We start from the raw sequence: 14,066 nt of genomic DNA, 5'->3' as shown, positions 1-14,066 counted from the left end.
CCATAGATCAGGCTGCGAAGGCGGTGGCAGCCCAGAGGCGCATCACCTTCTACCTCCCTGTTGGACTTTGGCCGGGCCTCGTGCCCGGCTTTTTTTTGGCGCGCGTGGCCGTGCCGCCGGCGGGCCGCCCTTCCCAAGTCCCGCATCTGCCCATAAAAGGCGCCTGACTTTACCGGCAGGAAGGCAGGACCATGCAGGAACCGACGATCACCCCCGACCTGATCGCCGCGCACGGGCTGAAGGCCGACGAATACGACCGCATCCTCGCGATCATCGGCCGCGAGCCCAGCTTTACCGAGTTGGGCATCTTCAGCGCCATGTGGAACGAGCATTGTTCCTACAAATCCTCGAAGAAATGGCTGCGCACCCTGCCGACCGAAGGGCCGCAGGTCATCTGCGGCCCGGGCGAGAATGCGGGCGTCGTCGACATCGGCGACGGGCAGGCCGTCGTTTTCAAGATGGAAAGCCACAACCACCCGTCCTACATCGAGCCGCATCAGGGCGCGGCGACCGGCGTGGGCGGCATCCTGCGCGACGTGTTCACGATGGGCGCGCGGCCCATCGCCGCGATGGATTCGCTGTCCTTCGGGAGGCCCGAACATCCCAAGACCGCGCATCTGGTCAAGGGCGTGGTCGAGGGGATCGGCGCCTATGGCAACGCCTTCGGCGTGCCGAATGTCGGCGGCGAGGTGCGCTTTCATCGCAGCTATGACGGCAACTGCCTGGTCAACGCCTTCGCCGCGGGCCTCGCGGATGCGGACAGGATCTTCTATTCGGCGGCCTCGGGCGTCGGGATGCCGGTCGTCTATCTGGGCGCCAAGACCGGCCGCGACGGCGTCGGCGGCGCGACCATGGCCAGCGCCGAGTTCGACGACACGATCGAGGAAAAGCGGCCGACCGTGCAGGTCGGCGATCCTTTCACCGAGAAATGCCTGCTGGAAGCCTGCCTCGAACTGATGGCCTCGGGGTCGGTCATCTCGATCCAGGACATGGGTGCGGCGGGGCTGACCTGTTCGGCGGTCGAGATGGGCGACAAGGGCGGCCTCGGCATCCGGCTGCAACTGGACGCGGTGCCGCAGCGCGAGGCCGGCATGACCGCCTACGAGATGATGCTGTCGGAATCCCAGGAGCGGATGCTGATGGTGCTGAAGCCCGAGCACGAGGCAGAGGCCCGCGCCATCTTCGAGAAATGGGACCTCGATTTCGCGATCGTGGGCGAGACCATCGCCGAGGACCGCTTTCTGATCCTGCACGGCAATGACGTGAAAGCCGATCTGCCGCTGTCGAAACTGTCCTCCAGCGCGCCCGAATACGACCGGCCCTGGGTGGCCACGCCCGCCGCGGGCGACGCCCCCGTCCTGCCGCCGATCCGCCCGATGGCGGCGCTGCGCGCGCTGATCGGCAGCCCCTCCTACGCGCACAAGGGCTGGGTCTGGGAACAATACGACACCCAGGTCGGCGCCGACACGGTCCGCCGCCCCGGTCTGGGCGCGGGGGTGGTGCGGGTCCACGGCACCCGCAAGGCGCTGGCCTTCACCAGCGACGTGACCCCCCGATATGTGAAAGCCAACCCGGTCGAGGGCGGCAGGCAGGCCGTGGCCGAGGCCTGGCGCAACCTCTGCGCGGTCGGCGCGCTGCCGCTGGCCGCGACCGACAACCTGAATTTCGGCAATCCCGAAAAGCCCGAGATCATGGGCCAGTTCGTCGGCGCCATCCAGGGCATCGGCGAGGCCTGCCGGGCGCTGGATTTCCCGATCGTGTCGGGCAATGTCTCGCTTTACAACGAGACCGACGGCACCGGCATCATGCCCACCCCCACCATCGGCGGCGTCGGCCTGATCGAGCATCTGGACCACATCATCGCGGGCCTGCCCGAGGATGGCCACATCGCCATCCTGATCGGCCTGACCGAGGGCCATCTGGGCCAGTCTGCGCTGGCGGCCGAAGCCTTCGGGATCGAGGACGGCGACGCCCCGCCCGTCGATCTGGCCGCTGAACGCCGCCACGGCGAATTCATCCGCGCCAACCGCGCCCATCTGCGCGCCGCGACCGACCTGTCGGATGGCGGCCTTGCGCTGGCCGCCTTCGAGATGGCCGAGGCGGCGGGCATCGGCGTCCGTCTGGACAGCGGCGAGATTGGCCAGCTTTTCGGCGAGGATCAGGCCCGCTATCTTGTGGCCTGCGACGCGGCCGGGGCCGATGCGCTGATCGCGGCCGGCAAGGCGGCGGGGGTGCCGGTCGCGCAGGTGGGCATCTTCGGCGGTGCCTCGGTGCAGCTGGGCGAGGACGCGGCCGATCTGGCCGAGCTGTCGCGGCTGTATCGCAGTGCTTTTGCCAGGGCCATCAGGGGCGGCATGCCCGACCACGCATGACGGTGATCGCGCCCCAGGGCTATGCCGCCATCATCACGGCGGCGGGCCGCGGCCTGCGCGCGGGCGGCGAGACCCCCAAGCAATGGGGCGACCTTGCCGGCCGCACGGTGCTGGATCGCGCGGTCGCGGCGTTCAGCGGCTTTTCCCGCGTCATCCTGGTGGTGCATCCCGACGACATGGGCCTTGCGCTGGCCGCCTTTGGCGGGCGCGTCACCCTCATCACCGGCGGCGCCACCCGCGCCGCCAGCGTGCGCGCCGCGCTGGACACGCTGGAGGACGGCGACATCAGCCATGTGCTGATCCATGACGGCGCCCGCCCGCTGGTCAGCGCCAGGGTGATCGCCGGCGTGATCGCGGCGCTGCAATTGGGCGCCCGCGCCGCAGCACCGGCCCTGCCCGTGACCGATGCGCTGTGGCGAGGCGCCGATGGCCAAGTGGCCGGCACCGCACCCCGCGACGCCCTCTATCGCGCGCAGACCCCGCAGGGTTTCCTGCGCCGGGACATCGCCGAGGCGCATCGCCGCTTTCCCGAGGGCGCGGCGGATGATGTGGAACTGGCCTGCAAGGCCGGCATCGCGGTGACCATCACGCCGGGTGACGAGGACAATCTGAAGGTCACCTTTCCCGACGATTTCACGCGGGCAAGGCGCATTCTGGGGGCAGGCATGGATATCCGTCTGGGCAATGGCTATGACGTTCACGCCTTCGGGCCGGGCGATCATGTCTGGCTGTGCGGCGTCAGGATCGCGCATGATGCCGGGCTTGTGGGCCATTCCGATGCCGATGTCGGGATGCATTCGCTGACCGACGCGATCTACGGCGCGCTGGCGGCGGGCGATATCGGCCGGCACTTTCCGCCCTCGGACCCGCAATGGAAGGGCGCCGACAGCGCGATCTTCCTGCGCCATGCCGCCGACCTTGCGCGGGCACGGGGCTTCGGCTTCGGCAATCTCGATGTGACACTGGTCTGCGAGGCGCCGAAGATCGGCCCCCACGCCGCCGCCATGCAGGCACGGCTGGCCGAGATCACCGGCATCGAGGCGGCGCGCATCAGCGTCAAGGCGACCACCTCGGAACGGCTTGGCTTCACCGGCCGGCGCGAGGGCATCGCCGCCCTCGCCACCGCCGCCCTCATGAAAGGATAGGCGATGCAGCGGCTCTTGTGCATCTGGTTCGGCGCGGGCCTGCTGCGCCCTGCCCCCGGCACCTGGGGCTCGGCCGTGGCGGTCGCCTTGGGCGTGCTGCTGCACCGGGTGGGGCATTTTCCGCTGCTGGCGATCGCCACGCTGGCGGTGACGCTGGCGGGTTTCTGGGCGGTGCGCGGCTATACCGCCGGCATGGCCGATCCCGACCGCGGCGAGATCGTCATCGACGAGGTGGCCGGGCAATGGCTGGCGCTGTGCTTTCCCTCGGCGGCCTTCTTCTTCGCCGGCATGTCCGCCGATGTGTTCCCCTATCCTGGCTGGCTGGCCGCCTTTGCCTTCTTCCGCCTCTTCGACATCTGGAAGCCCTGGCTGGTGGGCCGCGCCGACCGCGAGGGGGGCGTCGACGGAGTGATGAAGGACGATCTGTGGGCCGGGCTGTTCGCTGGCATCGCCACGCTTCTCGCTGCCGCCCTGGCCCATCTGGTGCTGATGTGAGCCATGCGGCGCAGGTTCTTGACACCGCCCGCGCGGCCGGTGCGCGGATCGCCACCGCCGAAAGCTGCACGGGCGGGCTGATCGCCGCCGCGCTGACCGAGGTTCCGGGATCGTCCGATGTGCTCGACCGCGGCTTTGTCAGCTACTCCAACGCCGCCAAGCAGCAGATGCTGGGCGTGACCGAGGACAGCCTGTCGCGCCACGGCGCCGTCAGCGAGACGGTCGCGGCCGAGATGGCGGCAGGCGCGCTGGCGCGATCGGCCGCGACGCTCGCCATCGCCGTGACCGGCATCGCCGGGCCGGGCGGATCGGAACACAAGCCCGAGGGCCGGGTCTGCTTCGGCATCGCCGACGCCGCCGGGGTCAGGACGGAAACGGTGGAATTCGGCGCCATCGGCCGCGGCGCGGTGCGCGCCCGCACGGTCGATCATGCGCTGCGCCTGCTGCTTGCGGCGCTGGGCGGCGCGCGTTAGGCCAGAAGGGCCGCGAGGCGGTCCAGATCGGCCTCGGGCGTATCCCAGGCCGTCACCAGCCGCACTGGAACCGGGTCAAGCCCGGCGGCCGACCGGTCGGGCCAGATGTGATAGATCGCCCCGGCCGCGCTGGCGCGGCGATGCGCCTCGGCCGGGATGGCGGCGAAGACGGCATTAGACTGCACCGGCGCCAGCAGACTGCCGCCCGCATCGCAGATCGCCGCGGCCAGCCGCGCGGCCAGCGCATTCGCCCGGTCGGCCAGTCGCAGCCAAAGCCCGTCCGCGAACAGCGCCAGCATCTGCGCCGCCAGGAACCGCTGCTTCGAGAACACATGCCCCGACTGCTTGCGGCGATAGTCGAAGCCCTCGGCCCGCGCCGGATCGAAGAACACCACCGCCTCGGCCGCCATTGCGCCGGCCTTGGTGCCGCCGAGGCACAGCGCATCGACCCCCGCCCGCCATGTCAGATCGGCGGGCGCACAGCCCAGCCATGCCAGCGCATTGGCGATCCGCGCCCCGTCGAGGTGCAGCGGCAGGCCCGCATCATGGGCCACCCGCGCCAGCGCCGCCACCGCCTCGGGCGCATAGGCGGTGCCCCATTCGGTCGCATTGGTGATCGACACCAGCGCATTCGGCCCGCCATTCAGCCCGCCGCCGGCACCGCGCCGGATGGCGTCTGCCAGCGCGGCGGGGGCCAGCCGGCCCTGCGGCCCCGGAAGGGTCACCAGCTTGGCCCCGTGGGCGAAGAATTCCGGCGCGGCGCATTCGCTTGTCTCGATATGCGCATCCTCGTGGCAGTAGATCCGCCCGCCCGGCGGCGCAAGCTGGGCGCAGACAAGGGCGTTCGCCGCCGTCCCGGTGGCCACGAAGCGCACCACCGCATCGGGCGCCTGCAACATCTCGCGGATCGCCCCTTCGGCCGCCTCGGTCACCGCATCGGCGCCATAGCCCATCATCGCGCCGCGATTGCAGTCCGCCAGCGCCTGAAGGACCGCCGGGTGCGCGCCATAGGCATTGTCCGAGGCGAAATTCACGACAGGTCCTCGATGATGTGGTCTTCCCAGTCCTCCTCGGGGATCTCGACCTCGCTGACCGTCCAGCCGCGCACGCTGACGCCGGCGCGGTGCACGGATTCGGGATCGCCCGACAGCAGCGGATGCCATGCGTAAAGCGGCCGCCCCTCGTGCCGCAGCCGATAGGCGCAGGTGGCGGGCAGCCACCAGGCGATGTCCTTCAGCTTCTTCGGGGTCAGCACCACGCAGTCGGGGACGTAGTCATGCCGGTTCGCATACGAGCCGCAGCGGCAGGCATCACCGTCCAGCAGCTTGCAGGCGACGCGGGTGAAGGCCAACTCGCCCGTATCCTCGTATTCGATCTTGTTCAGGCAGCACTTGCCGCAGCCGTCGCACAGCGCCTCCCACTCGTCGCGGGTCAGCTGCGCCAGGGGCAATTCCCAGAACGCCTCGCGCATCAGGCGCCCGCCAGCACCGCGCGGGCCTCGTCGGCGTCGCGACCGATCTGGTCGACAAGCGCCCCGATGCTGTCGAACTTCGCCTCGTCGCGCAGGAACTCGACCAGCGCCACCGACAGGTGCTGCCCATAGAGATCGCCCGAAAAATCGAACAGATGCACCTCCAGATTGGGCGCGTTTCGGCCGAACATCGGGCGCACCCCCAGGCTGGCCACGCCCAGGCAGGACAGCCGATCGGGCCCGGTCAGCACATCGACCAGCACCGCATAGACCCCGAGGCGCGGCAGGTGCAGCCCCTCCATCCGCATGTTGGCGGTGGGCCAGCCAAGATCGCGGCCGCGCTTCTCGCCATGAACGACCTCGCCCTCGATCCGGTGCCAATGGCCCAGCATCCGCTCGGCATCGCGGGTGCGGCCTTCGCTCAGCGCCTCGCGGATCGCGGTAGAGCTGTATTCCTGCCCGCCGACACCGGCCAGCGGCACCGCCGTGACGCCAAAGCCCATCTCGCGGCCCAGCCGCGCCAGGTCCTGCACATCGCCCGAGCGGCGGTTGCCAAAGCAGAAATCCTGCCCGACGGTGACATGGCGCACGCCCAGGCCCTCGACCAGCACCTCGCGGGCGAAAGCCTCTGGCGACAATCCGGCGAGGGCCGGGCCGAAAGGCAACTCGTACAGCTGCTCGACGCCCAGACGGGACAGCCGGTTGGCCCGCGCCTCGGAATTCATCAGCCGGAAGGGCGGTGCGTCGGGGGCAAAGAATTCACGGGGATGCGGCTCGAAGGTAACGATGCCAAGCGGCGCGTCACAGGACGACCGGGCCGCGTCGATCACCGTGCGATGGCCACGGTGGACGCCATCGAAATTGCCCATCGCCACGCTGGCGCCGCGTGCGCTGGCTGGCAGCCCTTTCCAGTCGCGATGGATCTGCAATGCGCCCCCATTCGGGACATTGCCGCCCCGTCAGTCGAACTTGCGGCTTGGGGCCAGCACGACCGCCTCGCCTTTCAGCACGACCGTATCGCCCACCAGACAGCGGGTTGCAAGCGTCACCCGGCGTCTGGCGTGGTCGATGGTCTCGACCGTGACCTCGGCCCGCACCAGGTCGCCCGGGCGCACCGGAGCCATGAATTTCAGCGTCTGGCCCAGATAGACCGTGCCATGGCCTGGCAGCTGTTCGCCGATCACCGCCGAGATCAGCCCGGCCGTCAGCATGCCATGCGCGATCCGCCCCTCGAAGATGGTGTCCTGCGCATAGGCATCGTCCAGATGCACCGGGTTGCGGTCGGTCGAGACCTCGGCAAACAGCTCGATATCACGGTCGGTGACCTGCTTCTGAAGGTATCGTGTCATGCCGACTTCCAGATCCTCGATGACGATGGTGCCGCGGGGAAGATTGTCGAACATGCTGTCATCCATCTGCTTGGCCGGGTCCGTGTTGCACCATGCTGCATAGCAGCATTTTGGCTTCTGCGCAATAAATGATCCCATACCCTGCACCAAAGTATAATAATGTTGCAGATCGGTAATGATCTTGCGCCGATCGGCGCAGGCAAAAGCCCGCGCCAGTGACGGCGCGGGCCTGAATCGGGTCGGGCGTGACGCCTCTAGCGCAGGCGGCCGATGCTGAATTCGGGATCCATCTGGCGCATCGCCAGCCATTCGCGCAGCAATTCTGGATCGGGGTTCTCGAAATCCGCGCCGAAGGCCTCGGCGGCAAGGCCGCCGGTCACGAACAGGCAGTCGATGCCCTCTTGCAAGGCGCCGCGCACATCGGTGTTGATGCCGTCCCCGATCGCCAGCACCCGCGCGCCATCGCCCAGCCCCAGCAGGCGCCGCGCGCGTTCGTAGATGGGCGGGTGCGGCTTGCCGAAATACAGCGCCTCGCCGCCCAGATCCTCGTAGAACTCGGCCAGCGCACCGGCGCAGTAGATCCGGGTCTCGCCCATGTCCACGACGACATCGGGGTTGGCGCACAGCATCTTCAGGCCGCGCTGGCGAGCCAGCATCAGCCGGGCGCGGTAATCCTCGGGGGCTTCGTTGGCCTCGTCGAAGGGGCCGGTGGCGACGATCCCCTCGGCCGCCTCCAGATCGACACGGGTGATCGCCGGCGCGTCTGCCCATTCCGCCGGGATGTCGGTGAAGAAGCCGTCGTCCTTTTCGGTGCCGATATGCCAGACCTTGCGCCCGACCGCGCCCGCGAACATCGCGTCCTGCGCCGCATCCCCCGAGCTGATGACCATGTCCCAAGCATCGCGCGGCACGCCCATCCGGTCAAGCTGGGCGATCACATAGGCGTTGGGGCGCGGCGCGTTGGTCATCAGCACGACCCTGCCGCCTGCCGCCCGATAGGCACGCAGCGCGGCGACCGCTGCGGCATAGGGCTGCCGGCCATTGTGCAGACAGCCCCAGAGGTCGCAGAACAGCGCGTCGTACTGGGTGCCGATCTCGGACAGCGCCGCGATGATGCGGGTCATCAGACGGCCAGGACGGGGATGATCTGCTTCTTGCGGCTCATCACGCCGGGCAGCACCACGCTGTCTCCGGTGACGCTGACGCCAAAGCTTTTCTCGGCCACCTGGCGGACGAAATCGTTCGGCACCAGCAGCGTCGCCTGTTCCCGAAGGATGTCGACGATGAACAGCAGAACCTGATCGGCGCCGTCGGCGGCGGCCACGGCGGGCATCGCGGCCATCAGCGCATCCTTGCGGTCCAGCAGCACCTGCGGCGCGGTGGTTTCCAGCACCGAGACGCGCAGCTGCTTGCCGCCCAATTCGTACTCCTTGCTGTCCATGCGCAGCAGCGCATCATCGGCGAAGGCGCTGACATCCGATTTCGCGGCGAACATCTCGGCGGCGAAATCGGTGATGTTGACGCCCAGGTCGGCGGCCAGCTTCTCGGCCACGGCGCGGTCATGGGGGGTGGTGGTCGGGCTGCGGAATTCCAGCGTGTCCGACAGGATGCAGGTCAGCATCGCGCCCTTGATGCCTTCGGGGGCGCGGGCCATGTCGTCACCGATCAGGTCATGCATGACCGTCGCGGTGCAGGCCAGCGGTCGGATCGTGATGTTGATGGGCGCGCGGGTCTTGACGCCGCCGGCCAGCATGTGGTGGTCGATGATCTCGATCACCTCGGCATCGTTGATGCTGGCGGGCAGTTCGCCGGGGTTGTTGGTGTCGACGATCACGCAACGGTCGCCGGCTGCCACGTCCGCGATGATCTCGGGCGTCTCGAGATTCCAGCGGCGCAGCATCCAGGCCGCCTCGGTGTTCGGTTCGCCCTGCAGGACGGCCTTGGCGGGCGTCTTGCGGACCTCGTTCAGATACCAGGCCCAGATGACGGGCGAGCCGGTCGAGTCGGTGTCTGGGGCAATGTGGCCGAAAACCTTGATCATGATGCACCTCTGCGGGGTCTGAAGTCGCGGGCCTTATAGGCGGCGCGGCGGGGCTTGTCCACGCGGCCCGCCCGGACGCGGAGGCGCCCCGGCCGACCGCCTCGCAGCCGGACGTGGACGCGCCGCCCCGATCATCGCCGCGCTCAGCTCCCTGGCTGGAAACCCGGCTGTCGCACATCCCGCAGACGTCCCAAGTCGCCAAGGATGGCCGCCATGCCCTCGCGCGCTGGCCGGGCCTGATCCGCCTCCTGGAACAGGGCACCCTCGAGGGCGACACCAGCCCGGTCGAGCGCCGGATCCGCCCGATCGCGCTGAGCCGGAAGAACGCGTTCTTCGCCGCACACGACATCGGCGCCGAGACCCGGGCCATGCTCGCGTCGCTCGTCGCCCCCCGCAAGCTGCCGGGCGCGGACCCCATCGACGACATCGCCGAAACCCTCCGGGCCGTCCTCGAGGGGAACACCCAGGTCCCGCCTCGAAGACCTCATACCCCCCGCACCGACCTCGCTCGTCAAGCCCCGCCCCACAGGACCCCGCCGTCGCGCTTGCGCCGGTGCGCGCCCGGCGCCGACAAGAAAACGCCCGCGATCCGCCTCCGGCTGGCACGCGGGCGCATCCATGAGCGGGATTTACCGTGATCGGTCGAAGCCGACCGTGATCATTTCTGCGGTTCCGAGCATTGACCTGCCCCCCCGGCTTGTCCTCGATCAGCCGTCGAGTCTGTTTCCGCTGTGGTCCTTATCGGACCGGCTCAGGTATTCCGACGGCGTGAGCCCGAGCATCCTGTGCTGCAGCCTCTGTGCAAGCGACTCGCCGGGGGAAGTAGAGAGCAGGGTGGCGCCTGGACTGCCAGCCATCCCCGCACAGCCGGCAGTCCGGTGAGGAGGCCTTCCAGTCTTCTGCCCTTCGGGCGCCGACGCCGTCGAAGACCGTCCATCCGCCACCATGGTTCGGGGCACATGATCGTGCGCTCACCGACAGCCTTCAAGGCGACGCCCGTTGTGCTCCAGCCCAGGAAAGCCGGAATGGCTTTTCCCAGCATGCTCAACCTTCCGAGGGGCCCGACCACGGCTCTGACAGCAAAGCCGACTGTCGCTCCCCCAGCAAGAAGGCTGAGCAGCGACAGGATGGCTGGCATCGAGAGATGCCCCTGGTTTCAGGGAACAGAGACCGAAGACCGTGGACCGAAAACGGCACCGCGAAGCCTCGCAGGGGGCCGCAAGCAGCAATATCGACCGCAAAAGGCCGGGCGCAGCGGCCCGGCCTTCGATGACTGTCGCGATCTCCGGGGTGGTCGCGATTATTCGCGATTGCCCATGAACTGCAGCAGGAACATGAACAGGTTCAGGAAGTCCAGGTACAGCTGCAGCGCGCCCATGATGGCGGTCTTGCCCAGGAAATCACGATCCGTACCGGCGAGGCGCAGATAGGTGTTCTTGATGTTCTGCGTGTCATAGGCGGTCAGGCCGGCGAAGATCAGCACGCCCAGGATCGAGATCGCGAACTGCATCGCCGACGAGGCGAGGAAGATGTTGACGATCGAGGCGACGATCAGGCCGATCACCCCCATGATCAGAAAGCTGCCCCAGCCCGAGATGTCCTTCTTGGTCGTGTAGCCCCACAGCGACAGGCCCGCGAAGGCGATTGCCGTCACCAGGAAGGTCTGCACGATCGAGAACGGCGTGTAGACCAGGAAGATCGAGCTGATCGACAGCCCCATCAGCGCCGCGAAGCCGTAGAACAGCATCGTCGCGCCCTGCACCGACAGACGGTTCATCGCCGCGCCGAAGGCGAAGACCACCAGAAGCGGCGCGAACATGATCACCCATTTCAGGGGCGAGGCGTAGATCGCCGTCCCCAGCTGGGTCAACTGGCCGCTGGCATCGACCGCGGCGGTGCTGATCCCGTAAGCCGCGACGGCAGTGACACCCATGCCAACCGCCATCAGCCCATAAACCTTGTTCATGTAGGCCCGCAAGCCCTCATCGATCACCGCGCTGCGGGTGCCGACGCCCTGCGCGGTGCGGTAGGTGTTGTAGTCTGCCATCGATGTCTCCCCTGTGAGGCGGTCCCGGGGTCTTGCCCCGCGATATGTGGTCCATATTGGCAGGCATGGCCGCGGTTTCAATGCCGAAGACGCGTCAAATGCGCCCGTTCACAAGGATATCACGACCTTGCCGACCGCCTTGCGGTCGCGCAGCAGGCCATAGCCTTCGGCGATCCGTTCCAGCGGCAGGCCGTGGCCCGCGACCGGGGCGAGCCGGCCGGCCTCGAACAGCGCGAACAGCCGCGCCATGCTGCGGCGCAGCGCGGCCGGGTCAAGCTGGTGGTAGCCGCCCCAATAGAAGCCGTGGATGGCGATGTTCTTGACCAGCGCATGGTTCAGCGGCAGCACCGGCTGGCGCCCGCCCGCGAAGCCGATCACGAGGAACCGCCCGCCCCTGCGCAGCGCCGCGAAGGCAGCCTCGCCGGCGCTGTCGCCGACCGGGTCATAGACCACGTCGACCCCGCCCAGATCGCGCAGCGCGGATTTCAGGTCGGCGCAGGTCTCGCTGTCAATGACCTCGTCTGCGCCGGCCTCGCGCACCCGCGCCAGACGCTGGGCTCCGCGCGCCACGCCGATCACCCGCGCGCCCATCGCGTGGCCGATCTCGACCGCGGTCAGCCCCACACCGCCCGCAGCACCCAGCACCGCCAGCGTTTCACCGGGCTGCAGCGCGGCCCGGAAATCCAGGGCCAGGTGGCCGGTGCCATAGGCGATCTGGAAGCCTGCGGCCTGCGCGAAATCCATCGCGCCGGGAATGGGCAGGCAGCCCGCGGCGGGAACGGCGACGATTTCGGCCATGGTGCCCGGCGCCAGCACGGCCACCCGGTCGCCGGGGGTCAGCCCGCTGTCGCCCGGCGCCGCGATGACCTCGCCGGCGCCCTCGAGACCGGGCACGAAGGGCGGATCGGAGGGTTCCTGATAGCTCCCCTGCGCCTTCAGCAGATCGGCGAAGTTCAGCGCGGCGGCCCGCATCCGCACGAGGACCTGCCCCGCCCCCGCCACGGGCGCCGCCGCCCTGCGCAGCACCGGGTCCTGCCCCAGTTCCTCGACCTGCGCGATTCGGATAAGGTCTGCCATCTTCATCTCCGGAAAAATTGACTGCGACTTCATTCGCTTGGCGGGATGCCACCGAAAGCTGCACGATACGCAACCGCGGACCTGTCTTTTTGGTCAGAAACGGCCCCGTTAACCATGTTGACACTCGATAATTGAGACGCCTTGAGCTACTGCCCTCTTAGATTGAATGAGGTTGGGCGATGAAGCACGGTGTAGATGTTCATGTTGGTAAGCGTATCCGCCATCGTCGTTGGATGATCGGAATGACCCAGCAACAGCTGGCGGACAAGGTCGGAATCAAGTTTCAGCAGATCCAGAAGTACGAAACCGGGATGAACCGGGTGTCGGCATCGCGGCTGTGGGATATCGCCCGCGCCGTCGATGTTCCGGTCAGTTTCTTCTTCGAGGGCCTGCACGAGGGCGAAATGGCCCAGGAGGTCGAGGGCGACATCCTCGCGGACAAGGAGGCGCTGCAATTGGTGCGCGCCTACTACGCGATGCCCGCGGCGCAACGCCGGCAGATCTTCGAACTGGCCCGCGTCCTGTCGGACGCCGCCTGAGACCTTGAAAGGCGGCCCGGTCGCGGGCCGCATCGCGTCGCCTCCCCCCCCCCTGCATCGGGGCGACGCCCTGTCCAGGCCTGTCCCTGGTGCCCCACGCGGTCCGGCGGCAACGCGACCGTCGTATGTCCCTGATCCCACGCGCCGCACATGGCCCGCCCGGAATTCGGGCGCCTCGGCACTGGCGGTGCGGTGCCGTTGCCGCTAGACCAAGAGCGGCGGGAACGGCTTGGGGATGGCGAACGGCGATGCGGGATGCGCAGCAGATCATCGACACGGCGCATGCCATGGCGGATGCGGCCCGGCTGGCCATCCTGCCCTATTTCCGCGACAGCGGGCTGGTCGCCGACAACAAGCGCCCGGCGGATTTCGACCCCGTCACCGAGGCCGATCGCGCCGCCGAGATCGCCATGCGCGCGGTGCTGGCCCAACGCCGGCCGCAGGATGGCATCCTTGGCGAGGAATTCGGCCGCAGCGACGGCAGCAGCGGAGTCACCTGGATCCTCGACCCCATCGACGGCACGCGCGCCTTCCTGTGCGGCGCGACCAGCTGGGGGGTGCTGATCGGGGTCAGCGAAGGCGGCGCGCTGCGATACGGGCTGATCGACCAGCCCTACCTGGCCGAACGCTTCGAGGGGGGCCTCGGCCTCGCGCGCCTCGGCGCGCCGGCCGGCACGCGCCCGCTATCCACGCGACAGGGGGTTGCGCTGGATCGCGCGACGCTCATGACAACCTATCCCGAGATCGGCACCGTCGAGGAGGCCCGCGCCTTTCGCCGGGTCGCCGACCGGGCGCGGCTGACGCGTTACGGGCTTGACTGCTATGCCTATGCGCTGCTGGCGCTGGGGCAGGTCGATCTGGTCATCGAGGCCGGGCTGCAGGCCTATGACATCGCCGGCCCGCTGGCCGTGGTCGAGGCGGCGGGCGGCATCGTCACCGACTGGCAGGGCGGCTCGGCCGCCGATGGCGGGCAGGTCATCGCGGCCGCGTCACCCGAGCTGCACCGCGCCGCGCTGGCGCTGCTGAACGGCTGACGCCCCCGAACCGGCGCGACGGC

15 protein-coding genes are annotated in these 14,066 nt (G+C 68.7%); 7 read left to right on the top strand and 8 right to left on the bottom strand.

The window, feature by feature from the left end:
* Window positions 1-191 precede the first annotated feature (191 nt).
* The 4 genes from purL to Q5Y72_RS08785 are packed head-to-tail and all read left to right on the top strand — an operon-like array spanning window position 192 to window position 4,485.
* Window positions 192-2,372, top strand: coding sequence for a phosphoribosylformylglycinamidine synthase subunit PurL (gene purL / locus Q5Y72_RS08800; RefSeq protein WP_305963043.1), 2,181 nt, complete (start codon window positions 192-194; stop codon window positions 2,370-2,372).
* Window positions 2,369-3,517, top strand: coding sequence for a bifunctional 2-C-methyl-D-erythritol 4-phosphate cytidylyltransferase/2-C-methyl-D-erythritol 2,4-cyclodiphosphate synthase (locus Q5Y72_RS08795; protein ID WP_305963042.1), 1,149 nt, complete (start codon window positions 2,369-2,371; stop codon window positions 3,515-3,517). The genes purL and Q5Y72_RS08795 overlap by 4 nt, the downstream gene beginning before the upstream one ends.
* A gap of 3 nt (window positions 3,518-3,520) precedes the next feature.
* Window positions 3,521-4,012: a phosphatidylglycerophosphatase A family protein gene (locus Q5Y72_RS08790; RefSeq protein ID WP_305963041.1), complete on the top strand. Its 492-nt coding sequence runs from the start codon at window positions 3,521-3,523 to the stop codon at window positions 4,010-4,012.
* Window positions 4,009-4,485 (top strand): CinA family protein, encoded by a 477-nt coding sequence (locus tag Q5Y72_RS08785; protein WP_305963040.1) that lies wholly within the window; start codon window positions 4,009-4,011, stop codon window positions 4,483-4,485. Before Q5Y72_RS08790 ends, Q5Y72_RS08785 begins: the two co-directional genes overlap by 4 nt.
* On the opposite strand, the gene Q5Y72_RS08780 is transcribed toward Q5Y72_RS08785, so the two are convergent.
* The 6 genes from Q5Y72_RS08780 to Q5Y72_RS08755 all read right to left on the bottom strand — a co-directional run bounded on the left by Q5Y72_RS08780 (window position 4,482) and on the right by Q5Y72_RS08755 (window position 9,346).
* On the bottom strand, window positions 4,482-5,519 hold the full coding sequence (locus Q5Y72_RS08780) for a threonine aldolase family protein (RefSeq protein WP_305963039.1): 1,038 nt from the start codon (window positions 5,517-5,519) through the stop codon (window positions 4,482-4,484). The two genes, Q5Y72_RS08785 and Q5Y72_RS08780, sit on opposite strands and share 4 nt — an antisense overlap.
* The gene (locus tag Q5Y72_RS08775; RefSeq protein WP_305963038.1) at window positions 5,516-5,956 is read right to left on the bottom strand and encodes a YcgN family cysteine cluster protein; all 441 of its coding nucleotides are present in this window, start codon (window positions 5,954-5,956) and stop codon (window positions 5,516-5,518) included. The genes Q5Y72_RS08780 and Q5Y72_RS08775 overlap by 4 nt, the downstream gene beginning before the upstream one ends.
* Entirely contained in the window at window positions 5,956-6,885 is a 930-nt protein-coding gene (locus Q5Y72_RS08770) for a bifunctional riboflavin kinase/FAD synthetase (protein ID WP_305963037.1), read from the bottom strand. The genes Q5Y72_RS08775 and Q5Y72_RS08770 overlap by 1 nt, the downstream gene beginning before the upstream one ends.
* A gap of 30 nt (window positions 6,886-6,915) precedes the next feature.
* The gene (locus Q5Y72_RS08765; protein ID WP_305963036.1) at window positions 6,916-7,359 is read right to left on the bottom strand and encodes a MaoC family dehydratase; all 444 of its coding nucleotides are present in this window, start codon (window positions 7,357-7,359) and stop codon (window positions 6,916-6,918) included.
* Between the two features lie 200 nt (window positions 7,360-7,559).
* Window positions 7,560-8,429 carry a TIGR01459 family HAD-type hydrolase gene (locus Q5Y72_RS08760; protein WP_305963035.1) on the bottom strand — a complete coding sequence of 290 codons (870 nt, stop codon included), beginning with the start codon at window positions 8,427-8,429 and terminating at the stop codon, window positions 7,560-7,562.
* Window positions 8,429-9,346 carry a manganese-dependent inorganic pyrophosphatase gene (locus tag Q5Y72_RS08755; RefSeq protein ID WP_305963034.1) on the bottom strand — a complete coding sequence of 306 codons (918 nt, stop codon included), beginning with the start codon at window positions 9,344-9,346 and terminating at the stop codon, window positions 8,429-8,431. The genes Q5Y72_RS08760 and Q5Y72_RS08755 overlap by 1 nt, the downstream gene beginning before the upstream one ends.
* A gap of 113 nt (window positions 9,347-9,459) precedes the next feature.
* Between Q5Y72_RS08755 and Q5Y72_RS08750 the strand changes: the two genes are divergently transcribed.
* On the top strand, window positions 9,460-9,984 hold the full coding sequence (locus tag Q5Y72_RS08750; RefSeq protein WP_305963033.1) for an IS66 family transposase: 525 nt from the start codon (window positions 9,460-9,462) through the stop codon (window positions 9,982-9,984).
* A gap of 662 nt (window positions 9,985-10,646) precedes the next feature.
* Here Q5Y72_RS08750 and Q5Y72_RS08745 read toward each other — a convergent pair.
* Together Q5Y72_RS08745 and Q5Y72_RS08740 are read right to left on the bottom strand one after the other, a co-directional pair.
* Window positions 10,647-11,393, bottom strand: coding sequence for a Bax inhibitor-1/YccA family protein (locus Q5Y72_RS08745; RefSeq protein WP_305963032.1), 747 nt, complete (start codon window positions 11,391-11,393; stop codon window positions 10,647-10,649).
* A gap of 108 nt (window positions 11,394-11,501) precedes the next feature.
* Window positions 11,502-12,470 (bottom strand): NADPH:quinone oxidoreductase family protein, encoded by a 969-nt coding sequence (locus Q5Y72_RS08740; RefSeq protein WP_305963031.1) that lies wholly within the window; start codon window positions 12,468-12,470, stop codon window positions 11,502-11,504.
* 179 nt (window positions 12,471-12,649) lie between these two features.
* Here Q5Y72_RS08740 and Q5Y72_RS08735 point away from each other — a divergent pair, with 179 nt between their 5' ends.
* Together Q5Y72_RS08735 and Q5Y72_RS08730 are read left to right on the top strand one after the other, a co-directional pair.
* Complete coding sequence (locus Q5Y72_RS08735) at window positions 12,650-13,009, top strand: helix-turn-helix domain-containing protein (protein ID WP_305963030.1); 360 nt, start codon at window positions 12,650-12,652, stop codon at window positions 13,007-13,009.
* A 248-nt stretch (window positions 13,010-13,257) separates the two neighbouring features.
* Window positions 13,258-14,043, top strand: coding sequence for an inositol monophosphatase family protein (locus tag Q5Y72_RS08730; RefSeq protein ID WP_305963029.1), 786 nt, complete (start codon window positions 13,258-13,260; stop codon window positions 14,041-14,043).
* Window positions 14,044-14,066: the final 23 nt, after the last annotated feature.

Source organism: Paracoccus spongiarum, from assembly GCF_030732095.1.
GTDB classification, from domain to species: Bacteria; Pseudomonadota; Alphaproteobacteria; order Rhodobacterales; family Rhodobacteraceae; genus Paracoccus; species Paracoccus spongiarum.
Note: the sequence above shows the minus strand (reverse complement) of the source record. Positions and strands in the feature narration are given on the sequence as shown.